This window comes from Megasphaera sp. SC8-1 (genome assembly GCF_024436295.1).
In the GTDB taxonomy this organism is placed as follows: Bacteria; Bacillota; Negativicutes; order Veillonellales; family Megasphaeraceae; genus Megasphaera; species Megasphaera elsdenii.
In genome coordinates this window covers 47,747-63,697 of sequence record NZ_JANFQH010000034.1, presented here as the reverse complement: position 1 = coordinate 63,697, position 15,951 = coordinate 47,747, and the positions used below count along the sequence as shown (strand labels likewise).

21 protein-coding genes, 4 tRNA genes and 1 pseudogene are annotated in these 15,951 nt (G+C 54.8%); 22 read left to right on the top strand and 4 right to left on the bottom strand.

The genetic code is table 11. The annotated features are described in order from the left end of the window. From NOS26_RS11095 to NOS26_RS11070, 6 genes are all read left to right on the top strand, one after another. Entirely contained in the window at positions 1–2,160 is a 2,160-nt protein-coding gene (locus NOS26_RS11095) for an ATP-dependent RecD-like DNA helicase (protein WP_255917796.1), read from the top strand. Between the two features lie 12 nt (positions 2,161–2,172). Continuing rightward, a complete protein-coding gene (locus tag NOS26_RS11090; protein ID WP_255917795.1) occupies positions 2,173–2,820 on the top strand; it encodes a ComF family protein in 648 nt (215 codons plus the stop codon). Between the two features lie 304 nt (positions 2,821–3,124). Next, positions 3,125–3,201, top strand: a tRNA-Pro gene (locus NOS26_RS11085). Between the two features lie 12 nt (positions 3,202–3,213). Then, positions 3,214–3,287: transfer RNA gene (locus NOS26_RS11080), tRNA-Gly, on the top strand. A gap of 8 nt (positions 3,288–3,295) precedes the next feature. Next, positions 3,296–3,372: transfer RNA gene (locus NOS26_RS11075), tRNA-Arg, on the top strand. 7 nt (positions 3,373–3,379) lie between these two features. Then, a tRNA-Arg gene (locus NOS26_RS11070) sits at positions 3,380–3,454 on the top strand. 553 nt (positions 3,455–4,007) lie between these two features. Here the strand turns inward: NOS26_RS11070 and NOS26_RS11745 are convergent. From NOS26_RS11745 to NOS26_RS11045, 4 genes and pseudogenes are all read right to left on the bottom strand, one after another. Then, positions 4,008–4,967: pseudogene (locus NOS26_RS11745) on the bottom strand (recombinase family protein); the annotation flags it as partial. A 175-nt stretch (positions 4,968–5,142) separates the two neighbouring features. Continuing rightward, positions 5,143–5,709, bottom strand: a complete 567-nt coding sequence (locus tag NOS26_RS11055) for a hypothetical protein (protein WP_255917792.1) — start codon at positions 5,707–5,709, stop codon at positions 5,143–5,145. 27 nt (positions 5,710–5,736) lie between these two features. Next, positions 5,737–6,000: a hypothetical protein gene (locus tag NOS26_RS11050; protein WP_255917791.1), complete on the bottom strand. Its 264-nt coding sequence runs from the start codon at positions 5,998–6,000 to the stop codon at positions 5,737–5,739. Beyond that, positions 5,997–6,386, bottom strand: a complete 390-nt coding sequence (locus NOS26_RS11045; RefSeq protein WP_255917790.1) for a helix-turn-helix domain-containing protein — start codon at positions 6,384–6,386, stop codon at positions 5,997–5,999. The genes NOS26_RS11050 and NOS26_RS11045 overlap by 4 nt, the downstream gene beginning before the upstream one ends. A 167-nt stretch (positions 6,387–6,553) precedes the next feature. Here NOS26_RS11045 and NOS26_RS11040 point away from each other — a divergent pair, with 167 nt between their 5' ends. The 16 genes from NOS26_RS11040 (at position 6,554) to NOS26_RS10965 (ending at position 15,951) form a co-directional block, all read left to right on the top strand. After that, positions 6,554–6,766, top strand: coding sequence for a hypothetical protein (locus NOS26_RS11040; RefSeq protein WP_255917789.1), 213 nt, complete (start codon positions 6,554–6,556; stop codon positions 6,764–6,766). Between the two features lie 21 nt (positions 6,767–6,787). Then, positions 6,788–7,042 carry a hypothetical protein gene (locus tag NOS26_RS11035; RefSeq protein WP_255917788.1) on the top strand — a complete coding sequence of 85 codons (255 nt, stop codon included), beginning with the start codon at positions 6,788–6,790 and terminating at the stop codon, positions 7,040–7,042. Continuing rightward, entirely contained in the window at positions 7,039–7,278 is a 240-nt protein-coding gene (locus tag NOS26_RS11030) for a hypothetical protein (protein WP_255917787.1), read from the top strand. The genes NOS26_RS11035 and NOS26_RS11030 overlap by 4 nt, the downstream gene beginning before the upstream one ends. Before the next feature lie 6 nt (positions 7,279–7,284). Continuing rightward, positions 7,285–7,554 (top strand): hypothetical protein, encoded by a 270-nt coding sequence (locus tag NOS26_RS11025; protein ID WP_255917786.1) that lies wholly within the window; start codon positions 7,285–7,287, stop codon positions 7,552–7,554. Further along, positions 7,551–7,817 carry a hypothetical protein gene (locus tag NOS26_RS11020; RefSeq protein WP_255917785.1) on the top strand — a complete coding sequence of 89 codons (267 nt, stop codon included), beginning with the start codon at positions 7,551–7,553 and terminating at the stop codon, positions 7,815–7,817. Before NOS26_RS11025 ends, NOS26_RS11020 begins: the two co-directional genes overlap by 4 nt. Positions 7,818–7,832: 15 nt before the next feature. Next, a complete protein-coding gene (locus NOS26_RS11015) occupies positions 7,833–8,054 on the top strand; it encodes a hypothetical protein (RefSeq protein ID WP_255917784.1) in 222 nt (73 codons plus the stop codon). Positions 8,055–8,067: 13 nt separating this feature from the next. Further along, positions 8,068–8,343, top strand: coding sequence for a hypothetical protein (locus tag NOS26_RS11010; RefSeq protein WP_255917783.1), 276 nt, complete (start codon positions 8,068–8,070; stop codon positions 8,341–8,343). Continuing rightward, a complete protein-coding gene (locus NOS26_RS11005; protein ID WP_072983470.1) occupies positions 8,343–8,639 on the top strand; it encodes a LysM domain-containing protein in 297 nt (98 codons plus the stop codon). The genes NOS26_RS11010 and NOS26_RS11005 overlap by 1 nt, the downstream gene beginning before the upstream one ends. Positions 8,640–8,652: 13 nt before the next feature. Then, positions 8,653–8,823, top strand: a complete 171-nt coding sequence (locus NOS26_RS11000; RefSeq protein WP_255917782.1) for a hypothetical protein — start codon at positions 8,653–8,655, stop codon at positions 8,821–8,823. A 127-nt stretch (positions 8,824–8,950) separates the two neighbouring features. Continuing rightward, positions 8,951–10,324 carry an SNF2-related protein gene (locus tag NOS26_RS10995; protein WP_255917781.1) on the top strand — a complete coding sequence of 458 codons (1,374 nt, stop codon included), beginning with the start codon at positions 8,951–8,953 and terminating at the stop codon, positions 10,322–10,324. Then, the gene (locus tag NOS26_RS10990) at positions 10,321–10,677 is read left to right on the top strand and encodes a DUF4406 domain-containing protein (protein ID WP_255917780.1); all 357 of its coding nucleotides are present in this window, start codon (positions 10,321–10,323) and stop codon (positions 10,675–10,677) included. The genes NOS26_RS10995 and NOS26_RS10990 overlap by 4 nt, the downstream gene beginning before the upstream one ends. A gap of 2 nt (positions 10,678–10,679) precedes the next feature. Beyond that, positions 10,680–11,618, top strand: a complete 939-nt coding sequence (locus tag NOS26_RS10985; protein WP_305120465.1) for a site-specific DNA-methyltransferase — start codon at positions 10,680–10,682, stop codon at positions 11,616–11,618. Beyond that, positions 11,608–12,135 carry a hypothetical protein gene (locus NOS26_RS10980; protein WP_255917779.1) on the top strand — a complete coding sequence of 176 codons (528 nt, stop codon included), beginning with the start codon at positions 11,608–11,610 and terminating at the stop codon, positions 12,133–12,135. Before NOS26_RS10985 ends, NOS26_RS10980 begins: the two co-directional genes overlap by 11 nt. Further along, the gene (locus NOS26_RS10975) at positions 12,132–13,304 is read left to right on the top strand and encodes a DUF2800 domain-containing protein (protein ID WP_255917778.1); all 1,173 of its coding nucleotides are present in this window, start codon (positions 12,132–12,134) and stop codon (positions 13,302–13,304) included. Before NOS26_RS10980 ends, NOS26_RS10975 begins: the two co-directional genes overlap by 4 nt. 14 nt (positions 13,305–13,318) lie before the next feature. Further along, positions 13,319–13,915 (top strand): DUF2815 family protein, encoded by a 597-nt coding sequence (locus NOS26_RS10970; RefSeq protein WP_255917777.1) that lies wholly within the window; start codon positions 13,319–13,321, stop codon positions 13,913–13,915. A gap of 59 nt (positions 13,916–13,974) precedes the next feature. After that, positions 13,975–15,951 carry a DNA polymerase gene (locus NOS26_RS10965; protein ID WP_255917776.1) on the top strand — a complete coding sequence of 659 codons (1,977 nt, stop codon included), beginning with the start codon at positions 13,975–13,977 and terminating at the stop codon, positions 15,949–15,951.

Below are 15,951 nucleotides of genomic sequence, written 5' to 3'. Positions count from 1 at the left end.
ATGGAACAGATTGTAGTACGAGGCATTGCGGAACGCCTCTTATTTGAAGCGCCCGACTCGGATTACCGCGTCTTCCGCCTTCATGACGAAGCCGACGACGCGACGTATACCGTCACCGGCCATGGGACGAAACCTCTTGTCGGCGACCGCCTGGAAATCAAGGGCCACTGGGTCCAGCATAAGCGCTATGGCCGCCAGTTCGCCGCCGACGGCTGGAGCCGCATCATCCCTGAATCGGTCGACGGCATCGAACGCTTCCTGGGAAGCGGTGCCGTCAAGGGACTGGGGCCGGCCCTGGCCCACCGCGTCGTCGCGGCCTTTGGCAAGGACACGATGAAGATATTGGAAAGGGACCCGCAGCGGCTCCTGGAAGTCGAAGGCATTGGCCCGAAGAAACTGGCCGTCATTACGGAGTCATTCTACGAAGAGAAACAGGTCAACGATATCGCCTACGACCTGGAACAGCATGGCGTCGCCGGGCGCTACGCCGGCAGGCTCTTGCAGAAATACGGTGACGACGTCCACTATGTCCTGACGGAAGAACCGTACCGCATGATCGCCGAAATCGACGGCATCGGTTTCAAGACGGCCGACCAGATGGCCCTAGCCTATGGCATGGACCGGCAGGACCCGCAGCGCCTCAGCGCCGGCCTGACCTATGTCTTGCAGACCATGACCCAGAACGGCCACGTCTGCATCCCCGATGCGGAACTGGTCCGCCGGGCGGCTTTCATCTTACAGGCCGATGCCCTGGGGCTGCACGATATCCTGAAGGAAGCTATCGAAGTGGGCCAGCTCTGTACGGCCGATTTCCAGGGGACCGTCTATGTCTATACGCCGGAAGCCTATGAAGAAGAAAATTATATTGCCCGGCGCATCCAGGACATGGCAGCCATGAAGCCCCTGCCCATGAAGACCCATGTCCAGCTCTTCCTCGACCGCTGGCAGGATTCGTGCCACTTTGAACTGGCCGATAAGCAGCGCGAAGCCGTCGAAAAATCGCTGGAATCGGGCATGACGGTCATTACCGGCGGTCCCGGGACGGGCAAGACGACTGTCGTCCAGACCATCATCCGCCTGGCCGAACAGGAAGGGCTGCGCATCCTCCTCTGTGCGCCGACCGGGCGGGCCGCCAAGCGCCTGGCCGAAACGACGCAGCGCAAGGCCAAAACCATTCACCGTCTGCTCATCCCCGACGGTCGTCAGGGACGGATCCAGGTCTTTGAATACAACGAAACCAAGCTGCTGCCGGCCGACCTGGTCATCGTCGATGAAGTCTCTATGCTCGACATGGAAATGATGTACCATCTCCTCAGTGCCTTGAAACCGCAGTGCCGCTGCATCCTCGTCGGCGACGCCGATCAGCTGCCGTCGGTCGGGGCCGGTGCCGTCCTGCATGACATCATCGCCTCGGGACAGGTCCCGGTCGTCCGCCTGGATACGATTTTCCGTCAGCAAGAAGGAGGGCGTATCGTGACCAATGCCCACCTCATCAACAGCGGCCGTCTGCCCGTCGTCAATGAAGACCCGGAATTTCGCTTCGTTGAAATCGAAGACGAAGCCCATGGGGCCGAGAAGATAAGCGCCCTCTATAACAGCGAGCTCCTGGAAACGGGGGATAAGTTCGCCGTCCAGGTTCTGTCGCCGATGTACAAGAACCCTTGCGGCGTCGACAACCTCAATCAGCTCATCCAGGGGCGGTTCAACCCGCCGGCTGAAGGAAAAGGCGAGCTGAAGGGGAAGAACGTGATTTTCCGCGTCGGAGACAAGGTCATGCAGAAGCACAATGACTATGAAAAAGGCGTCTTCAACGGTGATATAGGGGAAATCTTTGCCATCCAGAAGGATATGGTCTATGTCCGCTATCCCGAACAGGACGTCAAGTACGAAGGGCAGGAAGTCGATGAGATTACCCTGGCCTATGCCATTACCGTCCACAAGAGCCAGGGCAGCGAATACCACACGGTCATCATGGTCCTGGTCAACAGCCATGCCATCATGCTCCAGCGTAATCTCTTTTATACGGCCGTCACCCGGGCCAAGCGGAAAGTCATCCTCGTCGGCAGCAAGCGGGCTGTCCAGACTGCCGTCCAGAACCAGCGCACGAGCCGCCGCTTCACGCTGCTCATCCCGCGCCTGCAAGGAGAGCTCATCGTCTAGGGAGGGAAGACTATGTCCCTGATTACACACCTTTTCAATCTCTTATACCCGCCGCGGTGTCCGGCCTGCGGGGCCCTGGTAGCCAGCGACGGCGACTGGTGCCAGTCCTGCCTGGCCGCTGTCTGGCATCCCCGGCGCATCAACAAGCCGGCGGCAGTGAGGCACCTCGCCGCTTGTTACTGCCTGGCCGATTACCGCGGCGCCATGCGCCACATCCTGCACGACATCAAATATAACGGCAAACAAGGGAAGTGCCGGGCCTGCAGGGTATTGCTCGACCGCTTTCCCTGGCCGGAACGGTTCGACCGCATCGACCGGGTCGTACCCGTCCCGCTGGCACCGGAAAAATTGCAGCGCCGCGGTTTTAACCAGGCCGAAGCCCTCTTTCGCGACTGGGCTTCGGTCCGCTGGGATTGGTGCGACGCCCTGCAGCGCCTGCGGCCGACGAAAGTCCAGTGGCAGCTCTGCCGGGACGAGCGGAAGGAGAATGTCCACGATGCCTTTGCCGTCAAAGAAACCGTCCCCGTCCAGGGAAAACACATTCTCCTCGTCGACGACATCTTCACGACCGGCGCGACCTTAGAAGCCTGTGCCCAGGCGCTGACAAAAAAAGGCGCCACCAGCGTGACAGGACTCGTCATCGCCAGCGGCGCACCGTAAAATGAACGCAGTTCGCAGACGGTCGGCCGCAGGTCGCCGCGGTCCTGCAGACTGCAAAAAAAATACGGCAATAGCCTTGTGCGTAGGGGCCGCCCAGAGGGCCAATGTCAAAAAGGTATTCACGTGGTGCAAATTGTAGCCTCCGCTCGCGGATTGTTCGCCCGTTGTTATCGTATCGGGAGTATGTTATACTACAGTTATCTGCCGTATAGGAAATTTAGAAAATAGACCCGTAGAAGATAGCTGCTATAGCTAAAAAAACGTTGACAAACTATTTCATTTCTTGTATAATGTTTTTTGTTGGCGGGGCATAGCGCAGTTTGGTAGCGCACCTGGCTTGGGACCAGGGGGTCGCAGGTTCAAATCCTGCTGCTCCGACCATTACCGACGAATGCGGGTGTAGCTCAGTGGTAGAGCGCCAGCCTTCCAAGCTGGTTATGTGGGTTCGATTCCCATCACCCGCTCCATTTTTTGAGACTCAGTAGCTCAGCTGGATAGAGCAACAGCCTTCTAAGCTGTGGGTCTAGGGTTCGAATCCCTACTGGGTCACCACTTACTTGCGCCTATAGCTCAGGGGATAGAGCACCGGTCTCCGGAACCGGGTGCGAAGGTTCGAATCCTTCTAGGCGCACCACAGAATCATTACCCGAACACTCGGGCAGCCCCGTCAGTGCTATGCTGACGGGGTTTTTTAGTATCTGTGGGCAGGCAGTATAGTTGTACCGTATCTCGATTTTATCAGCATAGACGATGACCTGGCGGATGAAGGTCCGGAACATGTCCAGGCGGTATTTGTCATGGTCCTTCTTTTTGTTCAGAAGGCTTTTCAGGAAAAATTCGACAGCGACGGCGTCGATGCGGATAGGGGCGTAGGCAAATTTGAGCTCGTCGATCTGCTGGTCTAATTCGCTGATCCGCGATTCATACCGCTCGATGTTCTCGGCGATTGTCTTTGAGCATAATCCATTCTCGACAGCCGCTATGGAGTTTTCGAGTTTGCTTTGAATAGTTTTACGCTCCTGCGATATCCGGGCTTGCTCCTGGGCCGTGGGATCAATTTTTTGTACGTTCGCGGCCTGTTTGGCGATGATTTTCACGGCTTTAGGGTTGCTCAGGATGCGGACCGTCTCATCAAGGACCAGGTCTTCTACTTTTTCGCGGCTGATGTTCCGGGATTTGCACTTGATATGCTGTTTCTTTCCACGGGAGTGATAGTTGTTCTTTGTGCTGCACCGGTAATAGCGGTACATGCTGCCGTTCTTGGACCGGCCGCTTTGCCCGGTCATCGGGTTGCCGCATTCACCGCAGTAGATGAGGCCCGTCAGGGCATAATCGGCGCTGCGGCGCTTAGGCCGCGGGTTTAGCTTATGCTGCTGGGTCCGTTTCTGCGCCGCTTCCCAGACGTCATCGTCGAGAATAGGCGGGGCGAATTGCTCGACGACATGGCCATCCCATTCGTAGGTACCAATGTATATTTTATTGCCCAATATCTTTGTAAGGCTGCTGCGGGTAAAGGCTCGGCCTGCGGCTGTCTTATACCGATGCGCGTTGAGGTATCGGACAATGTCGATGATTCGTTCGTTGGCATTGTACATCGTGTAGATCAGACGAACGGCATCGGCATCCCGGGAAACAATTTGCAGCGTTTTGTCAGCAGTCAGCTTGTAGCCCAGGGGAACACGGCAGCCTACCCATTTACCCTCTAAGATGTTTTCAGTCATGCCGCGCTTGACCTTCTGGGACAGCTCGGCAGAGTAGTATTCCGCGTAGCCCTCCAGCATGGATTCAAGTATGATAGAGCTGGGATCGTCGCCGATGTGCTCTTTCGCGGACAGGACCCGGACGCCGTTTTTCTTGAGCTTGTTCTTATAGACGGCGCTGTCATAACGGCTGCGGCTGAATCGGTCCAGCTGGTACACAATGACATACCGGAAGTTCTTCCGCGCGCTGTCGGCAATCATACGCAGGAAATCAGGCCGATTATCAGACCGGGCGGACAGGGCCCTGTCGATGTAGGCGCCGATGACTTCCAGATTCTGGCTTTCCGCATAGGCGGTGCATTCGCGAATCTGGCCGTCGATGGACTCTTCCCGTTGTTTGTCCGAGGAAAAACGGGCATAGATGACGGCTTTTGCTCTTTCTTCCATATAAAAAATCAGTCCTTTCGTATGGCTACGAATGGGCTGTGTATGCTATAATGATACAGTAAGCACAACCCTTTCAAGAGTGTTTTACAATCGCGCAGGATGTGACATCCTGCGTATCCCCGGCATCGTGTCGCGACGATGGCCGGGGAATTTTTTACTTTAAATCAGACGATACTTATAAGAAATTCACGCTGGATACCTGTTTATTGGCGTCAACAGTTACCATGAAGCCCCGCCGGAGTTTTGCGCCGAAGCTGTTCTGCGCGTCGACCGTGCCGGAAATCAGGACAGAGCCGTCTTTGCTCTTTACGACTTTCAGATTGTCAAAGTCTGCCGTCGATGGGGCTTTCAATTTGTTTTTGACAGCGTCCTGGGCGATAACCTGATATTCTGCTACCTGTGCATCCGTCAGCGTGACGTCGGCAAGATCACTGATTTTCTGATCCGACGCGTACACTTTGACGCCTTGCTGATTTTCAATAGAAACCAGTTTGCCGTCTTTGACACCGAAAAAGACACGGCCATACTTTTCATCCTGGACATAGTAATAACCTTTGCCCTTGTCCAGTGTAGATACACCGTCAAACTTTGTCACGCCGACACATTTCAGCTGTGTGAGTACGGCGCCTGCCTGGTCCTTGGTTAATCCCGTAGCGTCGGCAATATCACTCGTGGGATCACTGCCGCAGCCCGACACCAGCAGGGCCGACAAAGCTAAAGCGGCTAGAATTGATTTTTTCATTACGTCATCTCCTCTTTTTGTATATACTCATCCGGCAATGAAAAACCGGAAGTCATCTAGATCAGCATCCGCGCAGGCCTGGCCATGCAGGAGCTTTTCCAGCATGTCCGCCTGGACGTCTGCGCTAAAGTCGTTGCCTTTAATGTGCATCAGCTCATGAAGGACAGCGGCTTTTTGTGTTTCCCAATTACAACGGGCATTGATGATAATTGTATAGCTGCCGTCGTCATTCATGTGGACCAATGCCCGGATTCGCCCGGGCAGGTCCTGATAGGTCAGTACAATATTCACTTTTTACCTTCTTTCGCTTTCAATCCATTAATCAGATTCAGTACGATATCGATGTCGGCTTTACTCAGGTCCTTTGTCGCGTCGAAAAGGATGCGGCGATTAGGGTCCGTTCGCAGCTCTTCCGCGAGGGCCGCGACTTCCGGATCCACGTAATAGCCGCGGCTGTCATCAGCTGTTTTTGGGTCCTCATCAGGGCCTAGCAAATCTAGGGGCGATATGTGGAGGGCATCTGCAAGCAGCGCCATGTTATCTCGGCGCATGTTCTTTATGTATCCGGATTCCCATTTCTTAACGGTACTCTTGCTAACGCCGACTTTATCGGCTACTTCTTCCAAGGTCAAACCTAGTTCTTTTCGCCTGTTAGCTATTAATTCATTAACTTTCATATCGCGATCTCTCCTTTTTATCCTACATATATAATACTATTTTCGTTTCCAAAAAGCAATATTTTTTCCGAAAAAGAAAGAAAAGTTTCCTAAAGTGTTGACATATATCGGAAATTGCATTATACTGTAAGTGTCCTAAAGGAAACGACACCGAGGGAGGTGAAAATATGAACCCGAATAAATTATTAGCGCTTATCAAGCTCAGAGGCTTTTCCATGTCGGACTTTTTAATGGCGATTCAGATGCCGCCGTCTACATGGTCCAAGAAAATCCGGGGCTTATCTGAATTCACTCGCGCAGAAATGTGCTCCATCATCCACGTACTTACCATGGACGATGGGGAAGTAATGGATGTTTTTTTTAATCAAAAAGTTTCCTAAAAGAAACAAAAGGAGAACACTATGACGAAGAGAGAACTTATCCGGGCTGAAATTAATCTTAAAAGCCGCTGGAGTCAAGCAATCTATCAGCAACAGCTCGCCAAAGAAAAACCGGAAAGAAAAGAAATCGCTGAAGAAGCGGCAAACGTTGCACGGGGCTACATGTACGCTATCGCAGATATCCTGCAAGTCACGAAAGGCGTATCGAATGCTGATAGCATTGTTCGCGCCTGGGCCGATGAAGTGGAAGAAAAAGAAGGGGCGGTCCTGGAATGAGAAAGCCAAAAATCATCATCGAGCGGGGCCACTACGACACCGCAGGCAGACATTTCATGATTGTCTCTACGCCTAAGGGCGGCGACCTGAAACTGTCGGACATTCACAACGAATTCATCAACGAATGCGACGGCGGCTTTTATGCCATTATCCTAAATTGCGTTGACGACGAACTGACCGATAAGGTCAGCCGTGTCGAAGTTTATGACATTCTCGATTTAATTGAAAAGAGGTGATAGCAAATGACAAAGAACGAAAGAGCCTACCTAGAGGCAAACTACAAGATGTATGTAGATAAGGCGCTAGCCGCTAAGGCCAAAGCTCAGAAGAATCCCGATGACAAGGACCTTGCGGCCCGGGAAAGAGCTCACTGGAATATCGTATACGGCTACGCAATGGCGGCCGTTACTGTCCTCTCGTTGACGGTTGAGGAAGATGAAGCCTACGTAATTGTATCTGCATGGCGCAAGGAGGCCATGGACGAATACGAAAGGGGGGTTAATGACCTATGACGAAAGCTGAAAAGGAAGCCCTGAAAAAAGGATTCATCGCCCAATGGTATCACGCAGCAGCATTACTGCGAGACGCTCAGAAAAAGCCGGACATGATGCCGGCCGCACAGAGTGCGATTGATAGAGCAGTCGGCGCGAAATACCTGGCCGAAGACATTTTAAAAGCTAACCCCGAATACGAAGGCCCGGATGTCTATGTTATGATCCGCGAATGGGCGATGGATGCGGAATCCAACGCGGGATTCAGCCTACACCGATTTTAAAGGAGGTGAAACCGAATGACCGATAAAGAACGACGCAACAAGATGAAAGCCCTGATTTACCTCGAACGGGCGCTGGCATTGGATGAGAAACATTTTTTCTTCCAACTGATCGACGATGAAACTATACACGTCACAGACATCGAAAGCGGCAATTCGCGGCTTGTAAATGTGGCCTGTGACAACATCCCGGCGATGCTCTATGACATCTTAAAGCAAGCCGGGGCATGGATTATGTAAAGGAGAGAACAACATGAAAGCAGTAGCAAATATCGAACCGACGCGCTACAGCATCTCGCTGCTGGACGACGCCGGCCAGAAACTCTACACATGGCATACGCGCCTGATCCAAGACTGCGACGGCGTGGAATCCTATAAAATCGTCCGCAAAGAAACACGGTCCTATGAAGACGTCCTGCTTGATTACGGCATCGACGATGAAGACCTTATCCTGTCGCTGGAAGCCTTGGAATCCTCGGCGAACGACGCCATGGAAGCGTTATTCTTACAGACAGGGGGCGGGTACTGATGAGAAAAGGTAAGAAACGGGGAATCCCCGGCGCGGCCATTGCAGCCGTCGCGATTGCCCTCAGCCTGGGCTGGTTCATTGACCGCCCCGCCGATGTCAGCGCCGCAGAAATCAAAGCGGACCCAGCGGATGTGCATGTTGTCGAATCGGGGGAAAACCTCTGGGACATCTGCCGCCCGCTGGCCGATGTGCGCGGCATGGACATCCGGGAAGTGATGTATCTGGTCAGTGTCAACAACGGCCTTGATCAGAACGCCAGCCTGAAACCAGGGCAGAAAATCGTCCTGCGATTCTAGGGAGGTGAGGACAATGCTCGATTTATTTTGCGCGGACATCGTGGAATTTTACAGCAAGCCGGAAAATGTCAAGGCCCTGGAAGAATACCGTAAAGCCCGCGAAAGCGCCGAGAAAGGAGGTGATATCAATGATGGAACCGGAAACATGGGTAACGATGATGCACTGCAAGACCTGCCCGCATGACGGCTATTGCATCCCCGATGATTGCGCGGATATCCGTAAAAAAAAGGAACCGCCCCTGCGCCAACAGGGAACGGCTCCAACACAAACATCTCAAATCAATCATATCACACGAACGGAGAAAACACAATTGGAAGCATATGAACAATTCATCCGGGAAAAGGAACAAGTCTCCGAGGATTACGGCTTTGAAGTGGACCCGACAGCCCTGCCGGCAGCGCTTTTCGATTTCCAGCGCGATATCGTCCATTGGGCCTTAGCTAAGGGGCGCGCGGCTATCTTTGCTGACTGCGGCCTCGGCAAAACGCTCATGCAGCTGGCTTGGGCGGACCAGGTGCGCCGGCATACGGATAAGCCGGTCCTGATCCTCGCGCCGCTGGCCGTCGCGGCTCAGACGGCGGCAGAGGGTAAGCGATTCGGCATCGAGGCTGTCGTCGTCGAACATCCGGAAGACGTCGCAGGGGGGATCAACATCACGAACTACGACAAACTGGACCGATTCGACACCAGCGCCTTTGCCGGCGTCGTCCTGGACGAATCCTCTATCCTTAAGAGCTTCACCGGCAAAGTACGGACGATGCTCATCAAGGCATTCTCACGGACGCCATACCGGCTGGCCTGCACGGCGACACCGGCACCGAACGATTACATGGAGCTCGGCAACCACTCCGAATTCCTGGGCGTCATGACAAGGACGGAAATGCTCAGCATGTTCTTTGTCCATGACGGCGGGGAAACGTCGAAATGGCGGCTCAAAGGCCATGCTGAAGGCGCATTTTGGCACTGGATGGCCGGCTGGGCCGTGGTCCTCGATAACCCGGTCAGCTTAGGCTACCGGGACGAGGGCTACACGCTGCCGGAACTCCGGATGCATGAAATCATCGTCGACGGTGATACACCGACGACAGAAAAACTGACGCTTACGCAGCGGCGCAATGCCCGGAAAGAGTCACTCGACGCGCGCTGTCAGGCCGCCGCGGACCTCGTCAACAGCAGCCATGAACAATGGCTGGTATGGTGTGACCTCAACGCAGAATCCGAAAAGCTCCATGAGCTGTGCAGGATGTCGCGGCAGGTCCTCGGATCCGACAAGGCCGCATATAAGTCGAGTACGATGCTGGGCTTTTCCGTCGGCGTCCTCAAGTGCCTGATTACGAAGCCAAAAATCGCCGGCTTTGGCATGAACTGGCAGAATTGCCACAACATGATCTTTGTCGGGCTGTCTGATAGCTACGAGCAGTACTATCAGGCCGTTCGCAGGTGCTGGCGATTCGGGCAGACTCAGCCCGTTGACGTCTACATCATCATCAGCGCCAAAGAAGGCACGGTCAAAGAAAACATCGAGCGCAAGGAAGCGGACGCCATCAACATGAGAAAGAAAATGGCCGAATTGACCCGGGAATCGGTCAAAGAAAACCTGTCCCGGACGACACGCATCATGAGCGTCTACAAACCGACAAAGCCCATGTGCTTACCTGCCTGGGCAGAAATGGAGGCAGTATGAAAAAGAAACGCTTGTTTTATGTATCGCACCCGTACGAGGGCAAGCCTGAAAATGAAAGGGCCGTACAAGCTATCATTGATGAAATATCAGGGCGCAAGCTCCGGCCTAACAGCCTCATCTTTTTTGTACCCTTTGGGGCTGACTCTAAATTCGTATCACCGATTCACATTTTAGGGCCACTCTATGATGCAATCCCCTACATCGACGGCCTGGACTTATGCCTTAGCCTGCTGAGACGATGCGACGGTATCATCATGTGCGGTGATTGGCAGCATTCAAGAGGCTGTATGGCCGAATACGGCTACGCAAAGGCCAGCGGCATCCCTGTATTCTTTTTCCCGAGGGAGGCTTAACCATGGTGAACGTCTTAGATCAGTACGTATCGGACCGGGTATCCCTTTACAACGGCGACAGCGTCGAAGTCCTCAAGGGGCTGCCGGACAACTGTATCCACTACAGCATCTTTTCGCCGCCGTTCTCGTCGCTGTACACGTACTCCAACAGCGACCGCGACATGGGCAACAGCGCGAGCGATGCGCAGTTTAACACGCATTTCAAGTTCCTGATCCGCGAATTGGCCCGTGTCATTATGCCCGGCCGGCTGGTGTCGGTCCACTGCATGGACATCCCGAAGATGAAAAGCCGCGACGGCGTCATTGGCCTCAAGGACTTTCCCGGCGAAATCATCCGCGACTTTGAAGCGGCGGGCTTTATTTACCATAGCCGCGTCGTTGTCTGGAAAGATCCGCTCGTAGAAGCGACACGGACAAAGGCCTTAGGGCTGATGCACAAGCAGCTCTGCAAAGACTCCAGCATGTGCCGCAATGGCCTTCCGGATTATGTCGTAACATTCCGCAAGCCCGGCGACAATCCAGAGCCCATCCCGCATGATGACGGCCTCAAGCGCTTTTATGGCGACGATGAGCCGGAAGGCGTGAAGACATTAGCCCCGCAGCCAGAGCCAAAACCGATTTACAGCCATCAGGTATGGCGACGCTACGCATCGCCCGTGTGGATGGACATCCGGCAAAGCAACACGCTCAACAAAGCAGCCGCACGGGATGAAAAGGACGAACGGCATATCTGCCCGCTACAGCTCGACCTCATCGCCCGCTGCCTGGAGCTCTGGACGAATCCCAACGACATCGTCCTGGACCCGTTCGCCGGCATCGGCAGCGTCCCTGTTGTCGCTCTGCAAATGGGGCGCCGGGGCCTTGGCTTTGAGCTGAAAGAATCTTACTACAAGCAAATGGTACTGAATTGCAAAGAGGAGGAAAACCACGATGAAGATTAATCTTGAATTTAACGGAACCGCTGATGAAATCATGAAAGAATTCCAGGCACTCGGCTCAATCTTGAGCTCAGCAGCATTGCCCTCAAATGTGAAGTCAATGAATCCGGAAGCACTGAGTCCAGATTTGGGCTCAGTGGAACAGCATCCAAAAATGGATGCAGTAGAAAACACAACTTCCGCGCCGAAAAAGGCCACAAAAGCGCCGGAAAAGGCCCATCCCACGCTGGAAGCTGCACCTTCTGCGCCGACACCGGAACCGGTGAAATCCGCTGATCCGGAACCTGTAAAGCCTGCCGCGCCTGAACCGCCTGCGGCTCCTGTCGTGCCGACGGCACCGGCTAAGAAGTACACGCTGGACGAACTGCTGGCCGCGACGGCGCCGCTGATGGATGCGGGCAAAATCGCTGAGCTCCAAGCGCTGATGCAGAAATTCGGTGTACCGTCGATGATGGACATCCCGGAAGAAAAATATGGGGAACTCGCAACTGCCCTGCGTGAATTGGGGGCGGAATTATGAGCCGACAACATGCACTCTTAAGCGCCTCGGCGTCCGCGCGATGGCTGCAATGCACGGCGGCGCCGCAGATGGAAGCGAAACTCCCGGATACGACGTCAGAATTTGCCAGGGAAGGCACGCTGGCCCACAGCATCGCAGAACTCAAACTGCGGGCCTATGCCGTCGAACCGATGGCCAAGTCGACGTATACAAGGCACCTGAACAAGTTCAAGAAAGATGAGCTGTATCAGCCGGAAATGGATACCCACACGGAAACCTATCTCGACTACATCAAGGGCATCCTGCTGTCGTACAAGACAAAGCCCTATACGGTTGTAGAAAAGCGCGTCGACTTTAGCCAATATGTGCCGCGGGGATTCGGTACAGCCGACTGCCTGATCATGGCGCCGAATGAACTCCACATCGTGGATTTCAAATACGGGAAAGGCGTACCCGTCGACGCCAACAACAACTCACAGATGCGCCTGTACGCGCTGGGCGCGCTGAACGCGTACCAGCTACTGTACCAATTCAAGACGGTACACATGCACATCGTACAGCCGCGGATCCAGAACTTTAGTCAGGAAACGCTCGGCGTCGATATCCTGCGGCAATGGGCAGAAGACGTCGTCAAGCCGAAAGCCCAGGAGGCCCTGAGCGCGGACGGCGGGAAATTCCATCCCGGTGAATGCTGCCGATTCTGCCGGGCAAAGGCCCAATGCAAAGCCCGTGCCGAATACTACGCAGCTATGGCTGACACGGCGCACGAAAAGCGCGATATGACGATGATCAACATGACCGAGCTCGGCCAATACCTGACCATCGCCAAACAGCTCAAGGCCTGGGCAGACGACTTGCAGGAATACGGCCTTTCCTGCGCGCTGAAAGGCCTCAACGTCCCCGGCTGGAAATGCGTAGAAGGGCGCGGCAGCCGTGCTTTCACGGACACGGATGCGGCCTTTAAAAAGCTCATGGACAACGGTATCGACGAATCCGTCCTGTATGAGCGCGTACCGCTGACCCTGGCCAAAACGGAAAAGGCCATCGGCAAGAAACTGTTCACAGAGCTCGTCGGCGACTACGTCGAAAAGAAGCCCGGCAAGCCGACATTAGCCCCGACCTCGGATAAGCGGCCGCCGATGGACCTGACACCAAAAGCCGCAGACGTGTTCAAAAAGATTGATGAATAATTGGAGGAATGAAAATGGAAAACACCAGCATTATAGTAGAAAATGTCCGTCTCAGCTATGTACATCTCTTGAAGCCCTACGGCCGCGATCCCCAGGCGAAACAGAAGTATTCCGTTACAATCCTGCTGCCTAAGTCGGACGTAGAAGGCAAGCAGAAAGTCGACGCTGCCATCGCCGCAGCTACACGCAACGGCATCGCCAACAAATGGAACGGCACCGCGCCGGCAAAGGTACCGACTCCGGTATGGGACGGCGACGGCCTGACCCAGAACGGGAACAAATTTGGCCCGGAATGTGCTGGCCATTGGGTATTCGCCGCATCGACGCCGGCGGATAAGCCTGTCGACGTCGTAGACGGCCGTATGAACCGCATCATCGACGCTACGCAGGTATACAGCGGCATCTATGCCAATGTGTGCGTTAATTTCTTTGCTTACAACTATCAGGGCAAGAAGGGCATCGGCTGCGGCCTCGGCCCGGTCCAGAAGGTCCGCGACGGTGAACCCCTCGGCGGGTCCGCGCCGACAGCGAAATCCGTATTCCACGTCATTCAGGAACCAGCGGCACCGTCTGCGCCTGCTATCAATCCTCTGACCGGACAGCCGATGTAATGCAATCCCAGGCGCGTGGACTTCCGCGCGCCTATTTTTCTCTATAGGAGTGAATCCGGATGAAACACAAACATCTATCCATCGACATCGAAACATTTTCAGATGTCGATATCGGGAAATGCGGGCTTTTTAAATACGTCGATACAGATGCCTTTGAAATCCTGCTGTTTGCGTACTCGTATGACTTTGGCCCGGTCCACGTCGTCGACATGACGAAGGGCGAAATCATCCCTGCGGACGTCTTGCAGGACCTTGCAGATCCCGGCGTCATCAAGCACGCATATAATGCGGCTTTTGAAATCACCTGCCTGAACCGTGCCGGCTATCGGACGCCCCCTGATCAGTGGCGGTGCACGATGCTCCATGGTCTGTACCTTGGCTACCCTGCCGGGCTGGCTAATTTGGGAAAAGCCTTAGGCTTGCCGGAAGATAAGCGCAAAATGGCTGCCGGCAAGGCGCTGATCCGCTACTTCTGCGTACCCTGTAAAGCAACAAAGAAAAACGGCGGACGGCATCGCAACCGGCCCGCGCACGACCCAGACAAATGGAAAACCTTTAAAGCCTACAACGCTCAGGACGTCGTCACGGAAATGGCCGACTATCAGCGGCTCATGGCCTATCCCGTGCCGGGTTGGGTCCAGGAAGATTGGGTAATTGACTATGAGCTCAACCGCCGGGGCATCCAACTCGACATGGACCTTGTCAAAGGGGCCATCGCCATCGACGGGGACTACCGCAGCGCGCTCATCGAAAAAGCCATACGGATTACGGGCCTGCGAAATCCCAACAGCCGAAATCAGCTGCTGGCCTGGCTCAACGAAAACACGGACTTAGAGCTTGAAAAACTGACCAAGGAAACTGTCGCGGAATCCTTACAAGTGGCCAGCGGGGATGCGGAAGAGGTCCTGCGGATCCGCAAGAATCTATCCAAGTCCAGCGTCACGAAATACCAGGCCATGGACCGCGCTGTCTGCTCCGACGGACGTATCCGCGGCGTCCTGCAATTCTACGGCGCCAATCGTACGGGACGATGGGCGGGCCGTCTGGTCCAGGTGCAAAACCTGCCGCATGACGTCCCGCAAGCCATCGCCACGGCGCGGCATCTGGTCAAATCGAAAAACCGCCGCGGCCTGGAGCTGATGTATGGCGACGTAGCCAGCACATTGTCCCAGCTCATCCGCACGGCGTTCATCGCGCCCGACGACGCGATGCTGTGTGTCTCTGACTTCTCGGCTATCGAGGCGCGCGTATTGTCGTGGCTGGCCGGTGAAAAGTGGCGTATGGACGTCTTTGCCAACAATGGCGACATCTACTGTGCCTCAGCGTCGTCCATGTTTGGCGTCCCCGTCGTCAAGCACGGCGTCAACGGCCATCTCCGGCAAAAAGGGAAAGTCGCAGAGCTGGCCCTTGGCTATCAAGGCGGCCCGAATGCGCTGATTTCCATGGGCGCACTCAAGATGGGCCTGATGGAAGACGAACTGCCGGATATCGTCCGCCGCTGGCGGGCATCGAATCCACGGATTCAGGATTTCTGGTACGCCGTCGACGGGGCGGCCATGTCTGTCATGCAAAACGCACAGCCTGTGGGGCTGCCGCACGGCATCATCTTTAGCCGGGAATGCAACCTGCTATACGGCTATGACTACTTGACGATTACACTGCCAAGCGGCCGCCGGCTTTTCTATCCGCAGCCGTACGTCGGGGAAAACCAGTTCGGACGGCCTGCGATACACTACAAAACGCAGATGGGCGCGAACTGGGTATACACATCGACCTACGGCGGCAAGCTTGTCGAAAACATCACGCAGGCAATTGCCCGCGACTGCCTGGCCCTGGCCCTCAAGCGACTGGTACAGCACGGCTACAAGCCGCTCATGCACATCCATGACGAGGTAGTCTTAGAGGTCCCTAAGGACCAATTGCATGACGATGAAATCGACCGCATCAATGCGATTATGTGTGACCCGATTCCATGGGCGCCGGGGCTGATCCTCAACGCCGACGGCTTCATCAGCCCGTATTACAAGAAAGACTAG